Genomic DNA, 19,173 nt, shown 5'->3' with positions numbered 1-19,173 from the left:
GGGGATCGGGCCGCGCGAGCGCGCCGGGCTCCGAGGTCGTGACGACGAAGGAGTCATCATGACGCGCATGACCGGCGCCGAGTACCTCTCGCGCTCTCTCGACGCGTGGGAGGTCGAGGCCGTGTTCCTCGTGCCCACGTCCCTCAGCGCCACCCTCGTGACGATGGAGCGAGAGACCTCCATCAAGCGCATCGTCACCCACGGCGAGAAGGCCGCCGCCTACATGGCCGACGGCTACGCGCGCGCGACCGGCAAGCCCGGCGTCTGCATGGCGCAGAACATCGGCGCCGCGAACCTCGCCGCCGGGCTCCGCGACGCCTACCTCGGCAGCTCGCCCGTGCTCGCGCTCACCGGCGGGCCCTACGAGTGGAGCCGCGGCCGCAACTACTACCAGGAGATCGAGGACTTCCCGCTCTTCAAGCCCGTCACGCGCTCGAGCCGCCAGGTCTTGGACGTGAGCCGCCTGCCCGACCAGCTCGACCAGGCCCTCCGCGACGCGACGACCGGCAAGCCCGGCCCCGTACACCTCGAGCTCGCCGGCCACACGGGCGACACGATCGAGAACCAGTCCTTCGACGTCGAGCTGCCGACGCCCGGCGCTCGCCGCACCCCCGCCTTCCGCATCGCCCCCGAGCCCGGCGCGATCCAGGCGGCCGCGGCCGCCATCCGCGCCGCCGAGAGACCGGTCATCCTCTCCGGGGGCGGCGTGCGGATGTCCGGGGCCGGCCCCGAGGTCGTCGCGCTCGCCGAGCGCCTCGGCGCCCCTCTCGCGACCTCGCTCAACGGCAAGGACACCGTCCCGGCCGACCACCCGCTCGCGATCGGGATCCCGGGCCTGTACGCCCGCGCGAGCGCGAACCAGATCATCCTCGAGGCCGACCTCGTCGTCTACATCGGCAGTCAGACCGGCAGCCAGGTGACGCTCACCTGGCAGGTGCCAGCGCCGAGCACGGCCGTCGTGCACATCGACATCGAGCCGAAGGAGCTCGGGCGCCACTACCCGCGCACGACGCCCGTCGTCGCCGACGCCAGGCTCGGCGTGCTCGCCCTGCTCGAGGCGCTCGGCGACGTCGACGCCGCCCGCCTCGCCTCGTGGCGCGACCGCGCCGCCGAGCTCGGCGCGCGCTGGCGCGCGAGCGTCGCCGAGCTCGAGGATTCGGACGCCGCGCCCATGCGCCCCGAGCGCCTCGCGCGCGACCTCGGCCACCTGCTGCCCGACAACGCGCTCGTCGTGAGCGACACCGGCCACGCCGGCATGTGGACGGCCGCGCACCTCGACCTCGCGAAGCCGAACCAGGGCTTCCTGCGCGCGGCCGGATCGCTCGGCTGGGGCCTGCCCGCCGGCATCGGCGCCCAGATCGCGCGCCCCGACCTGCAGGTCGTCGTCTTCACCGGCGATGGCGGGCTGTTCTACCACCTCTCCGAGCTCGAGACCGCGGCGCGCTGGAACGTGCCGCTCACGGTCGTCGTCAACGACAACCGCTCGCTCAATCAGGAGATCAACCCGTACACCGTCGCCTACGGCGGCAGCCTGAACGGCCGCCACCACGAGCTCTGGCACTTCCAGGACATCGACCTGGCTCGCGTCGCCGAGTCGCTCGGCGTCACGGGGATCCGCGTCACCCGCCCGCAGGATCTCGAGCCCGCGCTCGCGCGCGCCACCGAGATCGACGGCCCCGTCCTCATCGACGTGGTCTCCGACATCGAGGCCGTCGCGCCGAAGGGCTCGGCGCAGCGCGCCGGGGCCTGACCCCGCCGCCGGCCCGCCCCCGACGCCCCAGCACCGACGCAGACCAGGAAGACTCGCATGGATCTCAGCCGCCTCACCGTCCGCTCGTTCCTCGAGAGCGCCGTCGAGCGCAACGCCGACGCGCCCTACCTGTTCTGGGAGGACGAGGTCGAGACCTACGAGCAGTTCAACGCGCACGTCGACCGCGCCGCCGCGTTCTGGCACAACGTCGGGGTGCGCAAGGGCGACCGGGTCGCCTTCATGGCCGACAACTCGCCCGCCTTCCTCCACGCCTGGCTCGGGCTGGCGAAGATCGGCGCCGTGCTCGTGGCCATCAACACGGGCTTCAAGTTCGCCGAGGCGCAGTACCTGGTCGAGCACTCCGAGGCGCGGTTCGCCCTCATCGACCCGCAGCACGCCGAGCTCTTCCGCCGCATCGAGGACGCCTCGCCGAGCCTGCACTCGACATTCACGATCGGCGCCGCCGAGGGCTACGACGACTTCCTCACGAGCGCGGCCGAGATGCGCGCGGTGGCGCCGTCGGTCGACCTCGTCGGCGACGACCTCATCTCGCTCATCTACACCTCCGGCACGACCGGCCGGCCCAAGGGCGTCATGCAGCCGCACCGCAACTACGTGCTCACCGGCCAGGCCTACCCGCACTGGATGAGGATGGAGCGCGGCGACCGCATCTACGCGTGCCTGCCCCTCTTCCACATCAACTCGCAGGCCTACTCGACGATGGGCGCGATCGGCGCCGAGGGAGCCATGGTGCTCGCGCCGCGCTTCAGCGCGAGCCGCTTCTGGCCGGACGTCCGCAAGCACGACGTCACGGTGTTCAACTTCATCGGCGCGATGACGGTCATCCTGTCGAAGAAGGAGCCGGGCCCGGATGACCGCGATCACCGCGTGCGCGTCGCCTACGGAGTGCCCGCGCTCCCGCACGACGTGCGCACCGAGGTCGAGCGCCGCTTCGGGCTCGCGTGCGTCTCGGGCTTCGGCATGAGCGAGACGACCTACGGCCTGCTCGAGCCGATCGACGAGCCCCGCCACCCGGACTCGATGGGCGTGCCGCGCTCGCACCCCGACCCGTCCGTCCCCGCGACCGAGGCCCGAATCGTCGGGCTCGACGGGCAGGAGCTGCCCCGCGGCGAGATCGGCGAGCTCGTGCTGCGCAACCCGGCCATGATGCTCGGCTACTTCCGCGAGCCCGAGAAGACCGCCGAGGCGCTCCGCGACGGCTGGCTCTACACGGGCGACAGCGCGTGGCAGGCGGAGGACGGCTACTTCTACTTCGTCGACCGCAAGAAGGACATCGTGCGCCGCCGCGGCGAGAACGTCTCCTCCCTCGAGGTCGAGATGATCGTCAACACCCACCCCGACGTGCAGGAGTCCGCCGTCATCGGTGTGCCGAGCGAGCTCACCGACGAGGAGCTCTGCGTCTTCGTCGTCGCCCGCGACGGCCGCACCGTCGACCCGGCCGCGATCGTCGCGTGGTGCGACGAGCAGCTCGCCGCCTTCAAGGTGCCCCGCTACGTCGAGCTCGTCGAGGCCCTGCCGAAGACCCCGACGGCCAAGATCGAGAAGCACCGCCTGCGCTCGGGCGACTACGGCGCCGGCTCCCGCTACGACGCCGGCGCGCGATCGACCAAGGCGGGCGCGCGCGGCTAGCGCCGAGCATCCGCCCCGCTACCCCTGAGGGCCCGAATCGCCGACTGCACCACCGATCACCGGATAGAGAGAAGGACACGATGGCAACGACGCCGAATGTCGAGACCGTGCGCGAGCTCGTGAAGCAGTACTCCAACTGGGGGCGCTGGGGCGACGACGACGATCGGGGCACGCTCAACCACCTCACCCCCGAGCGCGTCGCGGCCGCCGCGGCCTGCATCCGCTCGGGCAAGACCATCTCGATGGCCCTGCCGATGGACGCGAGCGGGCCCCAGGTGAGCGGCGGATTCGGCGGGCGCTTCAACCCCATCCACCTCATGTTCCGCGACGGCGGCGACATCTCGATGGGCACCGTCGTCGACGAGTTCTACCAGGGCAACGACCGCCACCTGCGCGGCACCGACGACATCATCATCATGGCGCTGCAGTCGTCGACCCAGTGGGACGCCCTCGCGCACATCTTCTTCGACGGCCACATGTACAACGGGTTCGGCCCCGAGCAGGTCACGAGCAAGGGCGCCAAGGTCGGCGCCGTCGGCGTCGCCGCCGCCAGCATGGCCGGCCGCGGTGTGCTGCTCGACATCGCGCGGCTCAAGGGCGTCGACGCGCTCGAGCCCGGCTACGCCATCACGGCGGAGGACCTCGAGGCGGCCGAGAAGATGCACGGCGTCACGGTCGGCGCCGGCGACTTCCTCATGGTCCGCACGGGCATGACGGGCGAGCGCAAGGGCAAGTGGGGCGACTACGCGGGCGGACCCGCGCCGGGGATGGGGCTCGAGTCGATCCCGTTCATCCACGGCCGCGACATCGCCGGTCTCGCCGTCGACACGTGGGGCATGGAGGTGCTGCCGAACCAGACGCCCGACGTCTTCCAGCCGCTGCACTGCGTGTTCATCGTCGGGATGGGCCTGTGGATCGGCGAGATCTTCGACTTCGAGGCGCTCGCCGACGACTGCGCCGAGGACGGCCAGTACGACTTCTTCTTCTGCGCGCCGCCCATGACCTTCACGCGCGCGGTCGGCTCGCCCGTGAACCCCATGGCGATCAAGTGAGCAGCGGCTCGCGCTACTCGATCGCCGTCCTCCCGGGCGACGGCATCGGCCATGAGGTCATGCCGCCCGCCCTCGAGGTCGTCGAGGCCGTCGCCGCCCAGCACGGCTTCGCGGTCGGGTGGCGCGAGCTTCCCTGGAGCTGCGCCTACCATCACGAGCACGGCCGGATGATGCCGGAGGACGGCACCGACCAGCTGCGCGAGCACGACGCCATCCTGCTCGGCGCGGTCGGCGACCCGTCGCTGCCCGACCACGTCTCGCTGTGGGGGCTGCTCATCCCCATCCGCCGCGCGTTCGACCTGTACGCGAACGTCCGCCCCGCGCTGCTGCTGCCCGGTGTCGAGAGCCCGCTGCGCGACACGAGCCGCGGCATCGACATCCTCGTCGTGCGCGAGAACAGCGAGGGCGAGTACTCCGAGGTCGGCGGGCGCTTCCGCCCCGGCACCCCGGAGGAGATCGCCGTGCAGGAGGCCGTGTTCTCCAAGCGCGGCACGAAGCGCATCATCGAGTACGCCGCGCGCGCCGCGGAGAAGCGCTCGGGCCGCCTGACCTCGGCGACGAAGTCGAACGGCATCATCCACTCGATGACCTTCTGGGACGAGGTCTTCCACGAGGTCATGGCCGAGCACCCGGGCGTCGAGGGCCGGCTCATGCACGTCGACGCCCTCGCCGCCCGCTTCGTGAGCCACCCGCACGACCTCGACGTCGTCGTCGGCTCGAACCTGTTCGGCGACATCCTCACCGACATCGGCGCGGTCATCGTCGGAAGCATGGGCATGGCGCCCTCAGCCAACATCAACCCCGACGCCGACGTCCCCGGCATGTTCGAACCCGTGCACGGCTCGGCGCCCGACATCGCCGGGCGCGGCATCGCGAACCCCATCGGCCAGATCTGGTCGGCATCGATGATGCTCGACCACCTCGGCGAGACCGCCGCCGCGGCGACGATCATGGAGGCCGTGCGCGGCGTGCTCGGCGAGGGCGGCCCGCGCACCGCCGACCTCGGCGGCAGCGCGACGACCGCCGACGTGACCGCGGCCGTGCTCGACCGCATCCGCGACAGCGCCCCGCAGAACGGAGCCCGCTCATGACCGGAACCGCCGTCCCGCCGATCACTCCGCGGGGTGAGGAGGCCCGCTACTACGAGCGCCTGCGCGCGCACGAGGTCACCTACCAGGGCTGCGCCGACTGCGACTCCGTGATCTTCCCGCTGCGGACGGTCTGCCCGGGCTGCGGCTCGGAGTCGCTCGAGGATCGCGTCTCGTCGGGGCGCGGGAGCATCCACTCGTTCACGACGCAGCATCGCGCCGGGCATCCGCTGCTCGCCGATCGCGTGCCGTACACGCTCGTCCTCGTCGACCTCGACGAGGGGTTCCGCGTCATGGCCGACCTGCCGGGCGTCGACCCGGAGTCGGTCGCGGTCGGGCAGAGCGTCGAGGCGTGGTTCGACGACATCGACGAGCGCCTCACGGTGCTGCGCTTCCGGCGCGCGGGGGAGGACTCGTGAGCATCCGGGGCACCGCTGCCATCGTCGGCGCCGCGCAGGTCGACACCTTCCGCACGGAGGGGCGCTCGCCCGTCGGCCTCATGGCCGTCTCGGTGACGCGTGCGCTCGCCGACGCCGGGCTCACGCTCGCCGACGTCGACGGCGTCTTCACCTCGTCGTCGTACTACGCCTTCCCCTCGCTCACCCTCAGCGAGTACCTCGGCATCCATCCGCGCTTCGTCGACACCACCGCGATCGGCGGCGCCTCGTTCGTCGCGCACCTCGGGCACGCGGCCGCGGCCATCCAGGCGGGGCTGTGCGAGGTCGCCGTGGTCGCGTACGGCAGCACCCAGCGCAGCGACGCCGGGAAGCTCGTGAGCATGGCCGAGTCGTCGCCGTACGAGGCGCCGTACGGGCTCATCCACCCCATCGGCGCGTTCGGCATGGTCGCGAACCGCCACATGGCGCAGTACGGCACGACGAGCGAGCAGCTCGCCGAGCTCGCCGTCGCCGCGCGCGCATGGTCGCTGCTGACCGACGACGCCCCGTACCCGGCGCCGCTCACGATCGACGAGGTCGTGAGCTCGCCCGTCATCGCGAGCCCCCTGCACAAGCTCGACTGCTGCCTCGTCACCGACGGCGGCGGCGCCGTCGTGCTCGTCTCGGCCGAGCGCGCGCGCGACCTGAGATCCGACCCTGTCTACCTGCTCGGCACGGGGGAGGCGCAGAACCACCGCAACTTCTCGCAGATGCCCGACCTCACATCGACCGAGGCCTCGCGCAGCTCGGCGCGCGCGCTCGAGATGGCGGGCGTGACGCTCGGCGAGATCGACACCGTGCACGTCTACGACGCCTTCACGATCAGCCTGCTCGTGCTGCTGGAGGATCTCGGCTTCTGCGCCAAGGGCGAGGGCGGCGCCTTCGTCGAGGGCGGCCGCGTCGCCCCCGGGGGTGAGCTCGCGCTCAACACCAACGGCGCGGGCCTCTCGCACGTGCACCCCGGCATGCTCGGCATGTTCCTGATCATCGAGGCGGTGCAGCAGCTGCGCGGCGCGGCCGGCCGACGACAGGTGCCGGATGCCCGGCTCTCGCTCGTCCACGGCATGGGCCTCACGCTCGCCGCGCACGCCACCGCCGTCCTCTCGAACCAGCCCCCCGCCTAGCCCCCTCGCGTCAGAGACCGGAGTCAGACATGCAGTCAGCCGACCACGTGAGCATCACGGTGCTCGTCGACAACTACATCGACATGCTCATGCAGAACTCGCCGGGCATCCGCCGGCAGGGGATGGCCGAGCACTTCCTGCCGCGGCGGGGCACCCCGCTCGCCGAGAACGGCATCGCGTTCCTGATCCGCGCGACGACTGCGGGCCGGACGACGACGATCCTGTTCGACGCGGGCATGAGCGGGATCCCGATCATCCACAACGCGACGGTGCTCGGCCTCGACTGGGACGAGATCGACCAGGTGGTGCTCAGCCACGGGCATCCCGATCATTTCGGGGGCATCTACGCGGCGCTCGGGGCGATCGGTCGCCGCGTGCCGCTCGTCGTGCACCCGAGCGCCTTCCATCCCCGGTCGATCCGGCGGCCCGACCTCATGATCCAGTACTTCAACCGCGGCCTCACCGAGCGCGAGCTCGAGGAGGCGGGGGCGGCGCTCGTGAAGGTGCGCGAGCCGCTCGACCTCGCGCCGGGCGTCATGACGAGCGGCGAGATCCCGATCTCGGTCGACTTCGAGCACGAGGTCCCGGCCGGTCGGTTCAGCGTGCGCGACGGTCACGTGCACGCCGACCCGCTGGAGGACTACCTGACGCTCGTGATCAACGTCACGGGGGTGGGGCTCATCGTCCTCGACCCGTGCGGGCACTCGGGCGTGCTGAGCTCGCTCGACCACGCCTCCTCGCTCGCGCCGGACGCGCCGCTGCACGGCGTGATGGGCGGGTTCCATCTCGGCCACGCCGGCATCACGCAGCAGAAGATCGATCGCACGGTCGACGGCCTCATCGAGCGGGGCCTGCGACTCGTCTCGCCCATGCACTGCAGCGGGTTCCGCGCCCAGCGCGCGGTCGCGGAGCGCATGCCGGAGGCGTTCGCCCTGATGACCGCGGGTGCCGAGGTGGAGATCTCCGCACCCGTCTCCCCGCCGTCGAAGGGCGAATCCGACACGACGCAGAAAAAGTAAGACACTGTCTTGACATTGCCCTACTGCCCTGACACATTGAGCAGTAGACGCGGAGACCGCTGATGATCCCCGCGCCCCCGAACTGCAGGAACACCCGCACCACCCCGATGCACCGATTCAAAGGAGATTCGAGCATGAAGACGCAGCTGAAGTTCGCCGCGCTGAGCGCGATCGCGGCCCTCACCCTCACGGCGTGCGCCGCCCCGGCGGCCGAGCCCGGTGAGGACGGCGAGGAGCGCTACGAGTTCACGATGGGCATGGCCTCCGAGGACACCTACACCGCCGAGTGGTGGGGCTGGCTCGCCGCCGACACCCTGGGCTACTACGACGAGCTCGGGCTCGACGTCGAGTTCGTCGGAACGGGCGGCTCGGGCGACGCCATGGAGCAGGTCATCGCCGGCAACCTCGACGCCGGCAACCCTTCCGCCCCCGCCTTCGGCGAGGCGGCCCTCGTCGGCCTCGAGGTCGTGAACGTGTTCACGTACTCCAGCGGCGCGATCTTCGGCATCTTCGCGCCGAAGGACGGGCCGATCACGGAGATCGCCGACCTCAAGGGCACCAACATCGGTATCTCGGAGCCGGGCGGCGGCGAGGTCGCCTTCCTCGAGGCGGCGCTGCGCGAGGCCGGCATCGACCCGCTGACCGAGGTGACGTTCGTCCCGATCGGCGACGGCGGCCCCGAGACCCTCGCGGCCCTCGAGAACGGCTCGGTCGACGCGTACTCCACCGCGTACAACGACATCTTCGCCGTGCAGACGGCGGGCGTGTACCTCAACGACCTCACGCCGTCGATCTACAACACCTTCCCCGCCCGCGGCATCATCTCGACCCCCGCCCGGGTCGCCGAGAAGCCCGAGGCCTTCCAGCGCTTCGCCACGGGAACCGCGATGGGCATCTACTTCTGCCTGCAGAACGAGGAGGCCTGCCGTGACATGATGCGAGGAGCCATCCCCGCCGCGTTCGAGCAGAACGCCGACGGCATCTCGCAGGGCGACCTCCGCTTCGAGCTGTCGCTCGAGCAGGTGCCGCCGGCCGACATCGAGCGCATCGGTGCGCACGACGTCGAGGGCACCCAGGCCTTCCTCGACCTGATCCAGTCGACCTCCGCCGACTACCAGGCCGTGAACGCCGAGGACGTCCTCAACGACGACTTCATCGACGCCGCGAACGACTTCGATCGTGAGCGCGTCGAGGAGGACGCCGCGAACTACGAGCTCCAGAACCAGTAGTACCGAGCTCTCCGACCCTCAACGACGAGAACGGATTCACGACACCATGACGACCATGACCCAGACTGCACCCCTCGTACGAGCCGAAGGCGTCACCAAGCGCTTCGGCTCGGGGGAGAAGGAGATGGTCGCCCTGAGTGGGTTGAACCTCGAGGTCCAGGAGGGGGAGTTCCTCTCCCTCCTGGGCCCGAGCGGCTGCGGCAAGTCGACCGCCCTGAACATCATGGGCGGCCTGCTCTCCGCGACCGAGGGGACGATCACCTTCAGCGGCGAGCCCATGATCGAGCCCCGCCGCGAGATCGGCATGATGTTCCAGCAGGCCGTCATGTTCCCCTGGCGCACCACGCTCGACAACGTTCTCCTGCCCGTCGAGATCTTCGGCGAGAAGAAGAAGGATTACATCGCCAAGGCCGACGAGCTGCTCGGCATGGTGGGGATCAAGGACTTCCGCGACTCCTACCCCTGGCAGCTCTCCGGCGGCATGCAGCAGCGCGCGGCCCTCTGCCGAGTGCTCCTGCACGACCCCAAGCTCCTCCTGCTCGACGAGCCCTTCGGCGCTCTCGACGAGTTCACGCGCGAGGCCATGAACCAGGAGCTCCTGCGCCTGCAGGCGTACTCCGGCAGCACGGCCGTGCTCGTGACGCACAACATCACCGAGGCGGTCTTCATGTCCGACCGCATCGCCGTCATGAGCGCGCGGCCCGGACGCCTCGTCGGCATCCTCGAGGTGCCCTTCGACCGTCCGCGCACGCCCGACCTCCAGACCACGAACGACTTCGTGAAGCTCGTGGCGGAGGCCCGCCGGATGCTGGAACTCCAGTGACCGCCACGACGACGACCATGCCGCCGACCCCGCGCGCATCCGCCCCGCTCGTCGCACGGGAGAGCCTGTGGTCGCGCATCCGGCGCGGCTCGCTCTGGATCTCGATCACGACCGTCGCGATCATGATCCTGCTGTGGGAGGTCATCCCGCAGATCGGCATCGTCAACCGGATCCTCTTCCCCACCTTCAGCGACACGATCCTCGGCTTCGGCCAGCTCGTCAGCGGCGGGTACTGGTGGGAGGACCTCGGCAAGACGCTCTACGCGGTCGCGATCGCCTGGGTCATCGGCGTCACCTTCGGGTTCGTCATGGGCGTCGCGCTCGGAATCTCGCCCTTCATCCGCACCGCCATCACGCCCTACGCGATCGCCGTGCAGGCGCTCCCGAAGGTCGTGCTCGCCCCGCTGCTGATCGGGTGGCTCGGCTTCGGCTCCGAGAGCAAGATCGCGCTCGCCGTCATCATCTGCTTCTTCCCGGTGTGGATCGACACGATGGTCGGCCTCGCCCTCCCGAACGCCAACGAGTTCAAGCTGATGCAGTCGCTCAAGGCCAGCCGCTGGCAGGTCTTCACGAAGCTCCAGCTGCCCTCGGCGGTGCCCATGATCATGGTCGGCGTCAAGCACGCCCTCCTGCTGGCCTTCACCGGCGTCCTCGTGGCCGAGATCCTCTCCGCCTCCGACGGCGGCCTCGGCAAGCTCGCCAAGGAGTTCGCCAGCCAGCTCAACATGTCCCTGACCTACGCGGTCGTGCTCGTGGTGGTCATCATCGCGGTCGCCCTCGTCTCGCTCGCCGACGTCGTCGAGCGCCGCGTGGTGTTCTGGTCCGAAGAATCCCGAGCGAGGAAGCGATGACGAGAACAGAGGTGATCGCGCAGATCGCGATCGACCAGTCCGAGAAGAAGCGCAAGAAGTTCTCCCCGTACATCGTCACGGTGGGGCTGCTGCCCCTCATCCTCCTGGCCTGGTGGCTCGCGACGACCGTGACGAAGTCGGTGTCGCCGATCCTCCTGCCCACCCCCGAGTCGGTCGTCGCCGCCTTCCCCCGCGTGCTCAGCGCGATGGGATTCGGCGACCAGGTGATCCGCACCCTCCTCGAGATCGCCGGCGGCTTCGTCCTCGGCGCGACCGTCGGCTTCTTCCTCGGCGTGCTGCTGAGCTCCTCGAACCGGCTGCGGACGGCGTACCTGCCGTTCCTGTCCGCGCTCGAGGCCATCCCGACCGTCATCCTCGCGCCGCTCATCATCGCCTGGATCGGCTTCGGCGTCGAGGGCAAGATCCTCCAGGCCGCGATCGCGTGCTTCTACGCGGTGTTCATCACGACGCTGTCCGGCCTCGGCCTCGCCGAGCCGAGCGCGATCAACCTCATGCGCTCGCTCAAGGCGTCGCGCTGGCAGGTCATGACGAAGGTCCGCATCCCGACGGCGCTGCCCGTCATCTTCGGCGGCCTGCAGCTCGGTGCGACGACCGCCATCATCGGCGCGATCGTGTCGGAGTTCATCGGCTCGACCGGCGGCCTGGGCTACCTGATGATCCGCTACCGCGGCGGGTACGACACCGCCGCCTACTGGGTGATCATCTTCCTCTTCCTCGTCATCGGCCTCGTGGTCTACCTCGGCATCTGGTACGCCGAGCGCAAGATCGTGTTCTGGCGCCGCACCGAGATCACGCGACCCGACCTGGAGAAGCAATGACGATCGACATCCACGCCCACGCCGTCCCCGAGGGCTTCATCGCGGCCGCCGCGAGCGAGGTGCCGCAGGTCGCGCCGAAGGTGGTCGAGCGCGACGGGGCCTGGTGGTTCGAGTACCCGGGGGGCCGCATCAGCGGCCCCATCCCCGCCGGCATGTTCGATATCGAGGCGCGCATCGCCGACATGGATGCCGCGGGCGTGACCATGCAGGCCGTCAGCGTCCCTCCTCCCCACTTCAACTACCGGGTCGAGGATGCCGCGGCCGCGACGGCCGCGCGGCTGCACAACGACGCGCTCATCGAGATGGCGACCAGTCACCCCGATCGCTTCGTCGCCCTCGGGCACCTGCCGATGCAGAGCCCCGAGCACGCGATCGCCGAGCTCGAGCGGCTCGCCGCGATCCCGCAGGTCGCGGGCCTCGAGCTCGGAACCAACGTCGCCGGCGTCAATCTCGGCGACCCGCGGCACGAGGACGTCTGGAGGCGCATCGACGAGCTCGGCATGGCGATCGTGCTGCACCCGGGCGCCGACGTCGCCGGCGTCGACCGCATGCACGACCACTACATCCACAACTACGTGGGCAACCCGCTCGACTCGACGATCGCGGCCGCGTCGCTGCTGTTCCAGGGCGTGCTCACCCGCAACGCCGGGCTGCGCTTCGCGCTGCTCCACGGCGGGGGGTTCCTGCCGTACCAGATCGGGCGCTTCGACCACGGCTGGAGCGTGCGACCCGAGTCGCGCGAGCACCTGCCGGTGAAGCCATCCGAGCTGCTCGACCGGTTCTTCTTCGACACGCTCACGCACGACGACGCCTCGCTGCGGTTCCTGCTCGAGCGCGTGGGCGAGGACCGCCTCTGCCTCGGCAGCGACTACCCGTTCGACATGGCCGACCCCGACCCTGTCGGGTCGGTGCGCCGCGCCCTCGCCGACCGGCCGGAGGTGCACGAGGCCATCCTCGAGACCACCCCGCGCGCGCTGCTCACCCGGCAGCCGGGGCGCTGATCGATCAGGGAGCGGTGGCGCTGCTGGTCGGCGCCGCCGTCCTCGTCGGCGCGATGTCGCAGCGCGTCTCGGGCTTCGGCTTCGCGCTCGTCGTCGCGCCCGTGCTCGTCCTTCTCATCGGCCCCTTCGACGGGGTCATGGTCGTCAACATCTGCGGCGCGGTGTCGTCGTCGCTCGTGCTGACGCGGGTCTGGCGGCGCGTCGACTGGCGTCAGTACGCGCGCATCGTCATCCCCGCGCTGCTCGCGATCATCCCCGGGTCGATCGTGAGCGTGCTGCTCGGCGGCCCGTGGCTGCAGATCATCATCGGCGTGATCCTGGTCATCGCGCTCACCATCTCGCTGCGCGTCACGCGTGCCGACCGCGTCTACGCGAACCAGCCCGCCGCCTTCGCCACCGGCTCGGCCTCGGGGTTCATGAGCGCGACCGCGGGCATCAGCGGTCCGCCGATCAGCATCTACGGCATCCTCACGCGCTGGGAGCAGTCGTCGTTCGCGGCGACGCTGCAGCCCTACTTCATCACCCTGGGGGCGACGTCGTTCTTCACCAAGGTCGTCGCCGGCGGGGGGCGGCTGCCCGAGATCGACTGGTGGATCTGGGTCATCGTGATCGCGGGCATCGTCATCGGACTGACCGCGGGCGAGGCGCTCTCGACGCGCGTCAGCACGCGAGCGGCCCGCGGCGCCGTCATCGTGTTCTCCTACCTCGGAGGCGTCGCCGCGATCGTCGACGGGGTCAGCGAGCTGCTCGCCGCTTCCTGAGGTCGCGGATCGCCAGCTGCGCTGCGAGGGCGAGCAGCAGGGCGGCGAACAGGATGCCGCCGACCGACGGCGGGACCAGGAACGCGAGCCACACCCCCGCGATCGAGGCGGGGAGCGCAGGGGCCGCGACGATCGCGGCGTCGCGCACCGACAGCATCCCCGCCTTCAGATTGAGGGACGAGCTGAGGATCGCGGCCGGGATGAGCGCGATGAGCGACGTGCCGCGCGCGAGCAGATCGCCCATGCCGAAGACGGTCATGAGCACGGGCACCGCGATGACGCCGCCGCCGATGCCGAACATGCCCGAGGCGGTGCCCATGACGAGGCCGAGCAGCAGGTAGCCGAACAGGACGCCTGTCGAGAACTCCACCTCGGCGCCGCGCTCGGGGGCGACGAGGACGAGCCGGAGCGCGACGACGAGCATGCCGACGATGAACATCCACAGGAGCCAGCCGACGGGGAGGCGGCGCAGGAGCCAGGTTCCGATCGGCGCGCCGACGAGCGCCCCTCCGCCGACGATGAGCGCCGCGAAGAGGTCGATCTCGCCCTGGATGCCGTAGCCGATCGCGCTCACAGCGGCGATCGGAACGACCGCGAGGAGGGAGGTGGCGGCCGCTCGGCGCTGGTCCATGCCGGCGAGCCACATGAGCAGGGGGACCATGATGAATCCGCCGCCGACGCCGAACATGCCCGAAAGAAGTCCGCCGACTGCGCCGACGAGAAGAAGGGGCAGAATCACTCGCTCCACCCTAGTCGCGCGGCGCGGACGCGCAGGCCGCGGGCGTAAACTCGTCAATCATGACTGAACGCATCGACGTGGCCCTGATCGGCGGGGGCATCATGAGCGCGACCCTCGGCACCCTGCTGCAGCAGCTCGAGCCGGAGTGGGACATCCGGATCTACGAGCGGCTGAGCGATGTCGCGCTCGAGAGCTCCAACCCGTGGAACAACGCCGGCACCGGTCACGCCGCCCTCTGCGAGCTCAACTACACGCCCGAGCGGCCCGACGGCACGATCGACATCGCCAACGCGGTGAAGGTCAACGAGCAGTTCCAGGTGTCGCGGCAGTTCTGGTCGTACCTCGTCGGCGAGGGCCTGCTGCCCGAGCCGAAGGCCTTCCTCAACTCGACCCCGCACATGAGCTTCGTGTGGGGCGAGGCGAACGTCGAGTACCTGCGCAAGCGCTTCGAGGCCCTGAAGGACCACCCGCTGTTCGCGGGCATGGAGTACAGCGAGGACGTCGCGCAGATCCGCGCCTGGGCGCCCCTGCTCATCCCGGGCCGCGCGAAGGATCAGCCGATCGCCGCGACGTTCATGGCCGCGGGCACCGACGTCGACTTCGGGGCGCTCACCCGGCTCCTCGTCGACGGGCTCGTCGCGAACGGGGCGTCGCTGCACCTCGAGCACCGCGTCACGGGGCTGAAGAAGCTGAAGGACGACGCGTGGCGCGTGTCGATGCGCCACGAGGTCGGCGGCACCCCCACCGAGGTGGAGGCGCGCTTCGTGTTCGTCGGCGCGGGCGGCCACGCGCTGCCGCTGCTGCAGAAGAGCGGGATCCCGGAGATCCGCGGCTTCGGCGGCTTCCCGATCAGCGGCGAGTGGCTCCGCAGCGACAACCCCGAGGTCGTCGCCCGGCATCTCGCGAAGGTCTACGGCAAGGCCTCGGTCGGCGCGCCGCCCATGTCGGTGCCGCACCTCGATACGCGCGTCGTCGACGGCGAGACCTCCCTGCTCTTCGGCCCCTACGCCGGGTTCAGCCCCAAGTTCCTGAAGACGGGCTCGTGGCTGGATCTGTTCGCCTCGATCCGCTGGCACAACATCGTGCCGATGCTGCAGGTGGGCCTGCGCAACTTCGACCTCGTGAAGTACCTGGTGGGCGAGCTCACCGCGAGCCGCGAGGACCGCCTGAACGCCCTCCGCGACTTCTACCCGAAGGCGGATGGCCGGGACTGGTACAGGATGGTGGCCGGTCAGCGCGTCCAGGTCATCAAGCGCGACCCCGAGAAGGGCGGAGTGCTGCAGTTCGGCACCGAGGTCGTCGCCTCGGCGGACGGCACGATCGCCGGCCTGCTCGGCGCATCGCCCGGAGCCTCCACGGCGGCCCCCATCATGCTCGAGCTCATCGCTCGCTGCTTCCCCGACCGCGTCCAGGGGTGGGCGCCCGCGCTCTCGCGCATGATCCCGTCGTACGGCGGGAAGGTGAGCGACGACCCCGACGTCGCCGACCGAATCCTCGGCGAGACGGCTGCGACGCTCGCGATCGCGCGCTAGGCGGACCACTCCGCGCGAGTGCACGCGGGAAGCTGCCGTCACATCGCGCACCCAGCGTCGTCGGGCGGCGGTCGCCGCTAGTTGCGCGCGGCGCCGTCCGACGCGAACACCACGAAGGTGTCCGGCTGGCCGAACCCGTGCTCGCCGAACGCGTTGTCGACCGCGACCTGCACGCGCGAGAGGTCGCCGACCCGCACGAGCGCGATCGCCGCGCCGCCGAACCCTCCGCCGGTCATGCGGGCGCCGAGGGCTCCCGCCTGCACGGCGGTCTCGACGGCGAGGTCGAGCTCGGGCACCGAGATCTCGAAGTCGTCGCGCATGCTGCGGTGCGAGGCATCCAGCAGATCGCCGATCGCGGCCGCGCCGCCGCCCGATTGCAGCACCTCGACGGTGTCGAGAACGCGCTGGTTCTCGGTCACGACATGGCGCACGCGCCGGAAGGTGACGTCGTCGAGCAGCTCCTGAGCGCGCGGCAGATCGTCGACCGAGACGTCGCGCAGGGAGGCGGCGCCGAGCACGGCGGCCCCGCGCTCGCACGCCGCGCGGCGCTCTCCGTAGCCGCCCGTCGCGTGCGAGTGCTTCACCCCGGTGTCGATCACGAGGATCGCGAGCTCCGCCTCGGCGAGCCCGAGCGGCACGAGCTCGCTCTCGAGCGTGCGGCAGTCGAGGAAGACCGCGTGGTCGGCGCGCCCCAGAAGCGACGCCGACTGGTCCATGATCCCGGTCGGGGCACCGACGGCGACGTTCTCGGCCCGCTGGCCGACGCGGGCGAGCGTGGGGCGGTCGAGGCCCAGCCGCCAGACGTCGTTGAGCGCGAGCGCGACCGCCGACTCGATCGCCGCCGATGACGAGAGCCCCGCCCCGAGCGGCACGTCCGAGTCGATGAACAGGTCGAGGCCGGGCACGGCCGACAGGTCGGCGCCGAACTCGCTGAACGCCCACACGACCCCGAGCGGGTACGCCGGCCAGCCGCTCAGCACCGACGGCGCGAGGTCCGACAGCGCGATCTCGACCACATCGTCGGCGATCGTCGACGCGACGCGGACGACCCGGTCATCCCGCAGCCCGACGGCGACGACCGTGCGCCGGTCGATCGCGAACGGCAGCACGAAGCCCTCGTTGTAGTCGGTGTGCTCGCCGATGAGGTTGACGCGGCCCGGAGCCGACCAGAGCCCCTCGGGCTCGCGTCCGAAGAGCTCGGTGAAGCCGGCGCGGGTGTCGTCGCGGATGTCGGTGCTCAACTCTGATCTGCCTTCTCGATCGCCGCGCGCAGGACGGCGGCCTGCGCTTCGGGGGCCACATCGCCGATGAAGGCGCCCATGGCGGCCTCCGACCCGGCGAGGTACTTCAGTCTGTCAGCGGCGCGGCGCGGGCTCGTCACCTGGAGCATCAGGCGCACGGCATCCCGCCCCTCGTTCACGGGCGCCTGGTGCCAGGCCGCGATGTACGGCGTCGGGGAGTCGTAGACGGCGTCCAGCCCGCGCAGCAGGCGGCGGTAGAGCGGCGCGAGGTCGTCGCGCTCCTCGTCGGTCAGCCCGGCGAGGTCGGGCACGTGCCGGTGCGGCAGGAGGTGGATCTCGAGCGGCCAGCGCGCGGCGAACGGCACGAAGGCGGTGAAGTGCTCGGTGCGGGCGAGCACGCGCGGGCCCGCCTGCTCGGTCTCCAGGATCCGCCCGAAGAGGTCGGGCCCGACAGTCTCGATCGAGCGCAGCAGCGTCGACGTCCGCGGCGTGATGAAGGGGTACGCGTAGATCTGCCCGTGCGGGTGGGGCAGGGTCACCCCGATCTCCTGCCCGCGGTTCTCGAAGACGAAGACCTGCTCGATTCCGGGCATCCGCGACAGGGCCTCGGTGCGCTGCGCCCACGCCTCGATGACGGTGCGCGCGCGGCTGACGGTCTGCGAGCCGAACGAGCCCTCGTGGTCGGGGGCGAAGCACACGACCTCGCAGCGGCCGACGCTCGCGCGCGTGCGCTCGAGGCCGATCGCGCGCAGGTCGGCGAGGCCCGCGGGCGCCTCGGGGTGCTGCAGGTCGGGCCCGAAGCTCGGCGAGCGGTTCTCGAAGACGGCGACGTCGTAGTTCGACGGGATCTCGCTCGGGTTGGCGGCGCTCTGCGGCGCGAGCGGGTCCTGATCGGCGGGCGGCAGGAACACCCGGTTCTGCCGGTTGCTCGCGATCGACACCCACTCGCCGGTCAGGACGTCCTGCCGCATGCGGGCGGTGTCGGGCCGCGGGTCGAGCAGGCGCGCATCGATCGAGCGCTCGGGCCCGAGGGTCGAGTCCGCGTCGTCGAAGTAGATGAGCTCGCGGCCGTCGGCGAGCGTCGTGGGGCGCGTGGTGATGGGCACACTCCATGCTACGAACCTGGCCTTGCGATTTCACAAGCCCTACGCTTTCGATATCGACGACTTCCGAAAGCCCGACTGATACGACGAGGATGCCCGTGGCCGACTCCGCCCCGTTGCGCCGCGAGCGCATGGCCGCCTCCATCGCCCGGCGCGGGTTCGCCCGCGTCACCGACCTGGCCCGCGAGCTCGGCGTGAGCGAGGTCACGGTGCGCACCGACCTCGCCGCGCTCGAGGGCGACGGCCGCATCGCGCGCGTCCACGGCGGGGCGATGCCGAAGGGCCTCGTCGCCGAGCGCGAGTCGAGCCTCGAGCAGTCGCGCGCCCGGCTCACCCGGGCGAAGGAGGCGATCGCGGCGGCCGCTGCCGAGCAGGTGCGCTCGGGCGAGAGCGTGCTGCTCGACGTCGGGTCCACGACCCTCGCGGTGGCCCACGCCCTCGTCGCGCGCGCCGACCTGAGCGAGCTCGTCGTCGTGACGAACGGGCTCGCCATCGCGCTCGCGCTCGAGCCGGCCATCCCCCGCTTCACGGTCGTCGTCACGGGAGGCACGGTGCGCTCGCTGCAGCACTCGCTCGTGAACCCGCTCGCGACGACGCTGCTCGACGACGTGCGCGCCGACCTCGCGATCCTCGGCGCGACGGGCGTCCACGTCGAGCACGGCGTCACGAACGTCAACCTGCCCGAGGCAGAGGTCAAGCGTCGCATGGTCGCGAGCGCCGCCCGGCGCCTGCTCGTCGCCGACTCGAGCAAGATCGGCCAGGCGCACCTGGGCCGCGTGGCGCACCTCGACGAGATCGACGAGCTCATCACCGACACCGGTCTCGATGAGGGGGATGCCGCGGCTCTCGATGCGGCCGGGCTGCGAGTGAGAGCGGTCCCGCCCCGACGCCGCTGAGGCCGCGCGCCGGAGCCGCCCGGCGTTAGTCTGACGAC

The 19,173-nt window shown here is 70.9% G+C and carries 18 protein-coding genes; 15 read left to right on the top strand and 3 right to left on the bottom strand.

Going from position 1 to position 19,173, the window contains the following annotated elements:
* Positions 1 to 58 precede the first annotated feature (58 nt).
* The 13 genes from ASC54_RS01140 to ASC54_RS01080 all read left to right on the top strand — a co-directional run bounded on the left by ASC54_RS01140 (position 59) and on the right by ASC54_RS01080 (position 13,624).
* Positions 59 to 1,750 carry a thiamine pyrophosphate-binding protein gene (locus tag ASC54_RS01140; protein WP_055896144.1) on the top strand — a complete coding sequence of 564 codons (1,692 nt, stop codon included), beginning with the start codon at positions 59 to 61 and terminating at the stop codon, positions 1,748 to 1,750.
* A gap of 57 nt (positions 1,751 to 1,807) precedes the next feature.
* Positions 1,808 to 3,400 carry an ATP-dependent acyl-CoA ligase gene (locus ASC54_RS01135; RefSeq protein WP_055896141.1) on the top strand — a complete coding sequence of 531 codons (1,593 nt, stop codon included), beginning with the start codon at positions 1,808 to 1,810 and terminating at the stop codon, positions 3,398 to 3,400.
* An 80-nt stretch (positions 3,401 to 3,480) separates the two neighbouring features.
* Complete coding sequence (locus ASC54_RS01130) at positions 3,481 to 4,452, top strand: cyclase family protein (protein WP_055896139.1); 972 nt, start codon at positions 3,481 to 3,483, stop codon at positions 4,450 to 4,452.
* Entirely contained in the window at positions 4,449 to 5,543 is a 1,095-nt protein-coding gene (locus ASC54_RS01125; protein ID WP_082514771.1) for a tartrate dehydrogenase, read from the top strand. The genes ASC54_RS01130 and ASC54_RS01125 overlap by 4 nt, the downstream gene beginning before the upstream one ends.
* Positions 5,540 to 5,959: a Zn-ribbon domain-containing OB-fold protein gene (locus ASC54_RS01120; protein WP_055858325.1), complete on the top strand. Its 420-nt coding sequence runs from the start codon at positions 5,540 to 5,542 to the stop codon at positions 5,957 to 5,959. Before ASC54_RS01125 ends, ASC54_RS01120 begins: the two co-directional genes overlap by 4 nt.
* The gene (locus ASC54_RS01115) at positions 5,956 to 7,101 is read left to right on the top strand and encodes an acetyl-CoA acetyltransferase (RefSeq protein ID WP_055858328.1); all 1,146 of its coding nucleotides are present in this window, start codon (positions 5,956 to 5,958) and stop codon (positions 7,099 to 7,101) included. Before ASC54_RS01120 ends, ASC54_RS01115 begins: the two co-directional genes overlap by 4 nt.
* 29 nt (positions 7,102 to 7,130) lie before the next feature.
* Positions 7,131 to 8,120 (top strand): MBL fold metallo-hydrolase, encoded by a 990-nt coding sequence (locus tag ASC54_RS01110; protein ID WP_055896136.1) that lies wholly within the window; start codon positions 7,131 to 7,133, stop codon positions 8,118 to 8,120.
* 134 nt (positions 8,121 to 8,254) lie between these two features.
* Positions 8,255 to 9,349, top strand: a complete 1,095-nt coding sequence (locus ASC54_RS01105; protein WP_055858333.1) for an ABC transporter substrate-binding protein — start codon at positions 8,255 to 8,257, stop codon at positions 9,347 to 9,349.
* Positions 9,350 to 9,404: 55 nt separating this feature from the next.
* On the top strand, positions 9,405 to 10,172 hold the full coding sequence (locus tag ASC54_RS01100) for an ABC transporter ATP-binding protein (RefSeq protein ID WP_055859424.1): 768 nt from the start codon (positions 9,405 to 9,407) through the stop codon (positions 10,170 to 10,172).
* Positions 10,169 to 11,023 (top strand): ABC transporter permease, encoded by an 855-nt coding sequence (locus ASC54_RS01095; RefSeq protein WP_055896134.1) that lies wholly within the window; start codon positions 10,169 to 10,171, stop codon positions 11,021 to 11,023. Before ASC54_RS01100 ends, ASC54_RS01095 begins: the two co-directional genes overlap by 4 nt.
* A complete protein-coding gene (locus ASC54_RS01090; protein WP_082514769.1) occupies positions 11,020 to 11,862 on the top strand; it encodes an ABC transporter permease in 843 nt (280 codons plus the stop codon). The genes ASC54_RS01095 and ASC54_RS01090 overlap by 4 nt, the downstream gene beginning before the upstream one ends.
* The gene (locus ASC54_RS01085; protein WP_055858341.1) at positions 11,859 to 12,863 is read left to right on the top strand and encodes an amidohydrolase family protein; all 1,005 of its coding nucleotides are present in this window, start codon (positions 11,859 to 11,861) and stop codon (positions 12,861 to 12,863) included. Before ASC54_RS01090 ends, ASC54_RS01085 begins: the two co-directional genes overlap by 4 nt.
* A gap of 14 nt (positions 12,864 to 12,877) precedes the next feature.
* Complete coding sequence (locus ASC54_RS01080; protein ID WP_235451351.1) at positions 12,878 to 13,624, top strand: sulfite exporter TauE/SafE family protein; 747 nt, start codon at positions 12,878 to 12,880, stop codon at positions 13,622 to 13,624.
* On the opposite strand, the gene ASC54_RS01075 is transcribed toward ASC54_RS01080, so the two are convergent.
* Entirely contained in the window at positions 13,599 to 14,363 is a 765-nt protein-coding gene (locus tag ASC54_RS01075; RefSeq protein WP_055858344.1) for a sulfite exporter TauE/SafE family protein, read from the bottom strand. The two genes, ASC54_RS01080 and ASC54_RS01075, sit on opposite strands and share 26 nt — an antisense overlap.
* 59 nt (positions 14,364 to 14,422) lie before the next feature.
* On the opposite strand from ASC54_RS01075, the gene ASC54_RS01070 reads away from it, so the two are divergent.
* Positions 14,423 to 15,895, top strand: a complete 1,473-nt coding sequence (locus ASC54_RS01070) for a malate:quinone oxidoreductase (protein ID WP_055896129.1) — start codon at positions 14,423 to 14,425, stop codon at positions 15,893 to 15,895.
* A 77-nt stretch (positions 15,896 to 15,972) separates the two neighbouring features.
* On the opposite strand, the gene galK is transcribed toward ASC54_RS01070, so the two are convergent.
* A complete protein-coding gene (galK, locus tag ASC54_RS01065; RefSeq protein ID WP_055896126.1) occupies positions 15,973 to 17,136 on the bottom strand; it encodes a galactokinase in 1,164 nt (387 codons plus the stop codon).
* Entirely contained in the window at positions 17,133 to 18,236 is a 1,104-nt protein-coding gene (gene galT / locus ASC54_RS01060) for a galactose-1-phosphate uridylyltransferase (RefSeq protein WP_156376763.1), read from the bottom strand. Before galT ends, galK begins: the two co-directional genes overlap by 4 nt.
* 95 nt (positions 18,237 to 18,331) lie before the next feature.
* Here galT and ASC54_RS01055 point away from each other — a divergent pair, with 95 nt between their 5' ends.
* Positions 18,332 to 19,135, top strand: coding sequence for a DeoR/GlpR family DNA-binding transcription regulator (locus tag ASC54_RS01055; RefSeq protein ID WP_055858357.1), 804 nt, complete (start codon positions 18,332 to 18,334; stop codon positions 19,133 to 19,135).
* The last annotated feature ends 38 nt before the right edge of the window (positions 19,136 to 19,173 follow it).

The organism is Yonghaparkia sp. Root332 (assembly GCF_001425665.1).
Lineage (GTDB): Bacteria > Actinomycetota > Actinomycetes > Actinomycetales > Microbacteriaceae > Microcella.
This window is presented reverse-complemented; position numbering and strand designations above follow the sequence as displayed.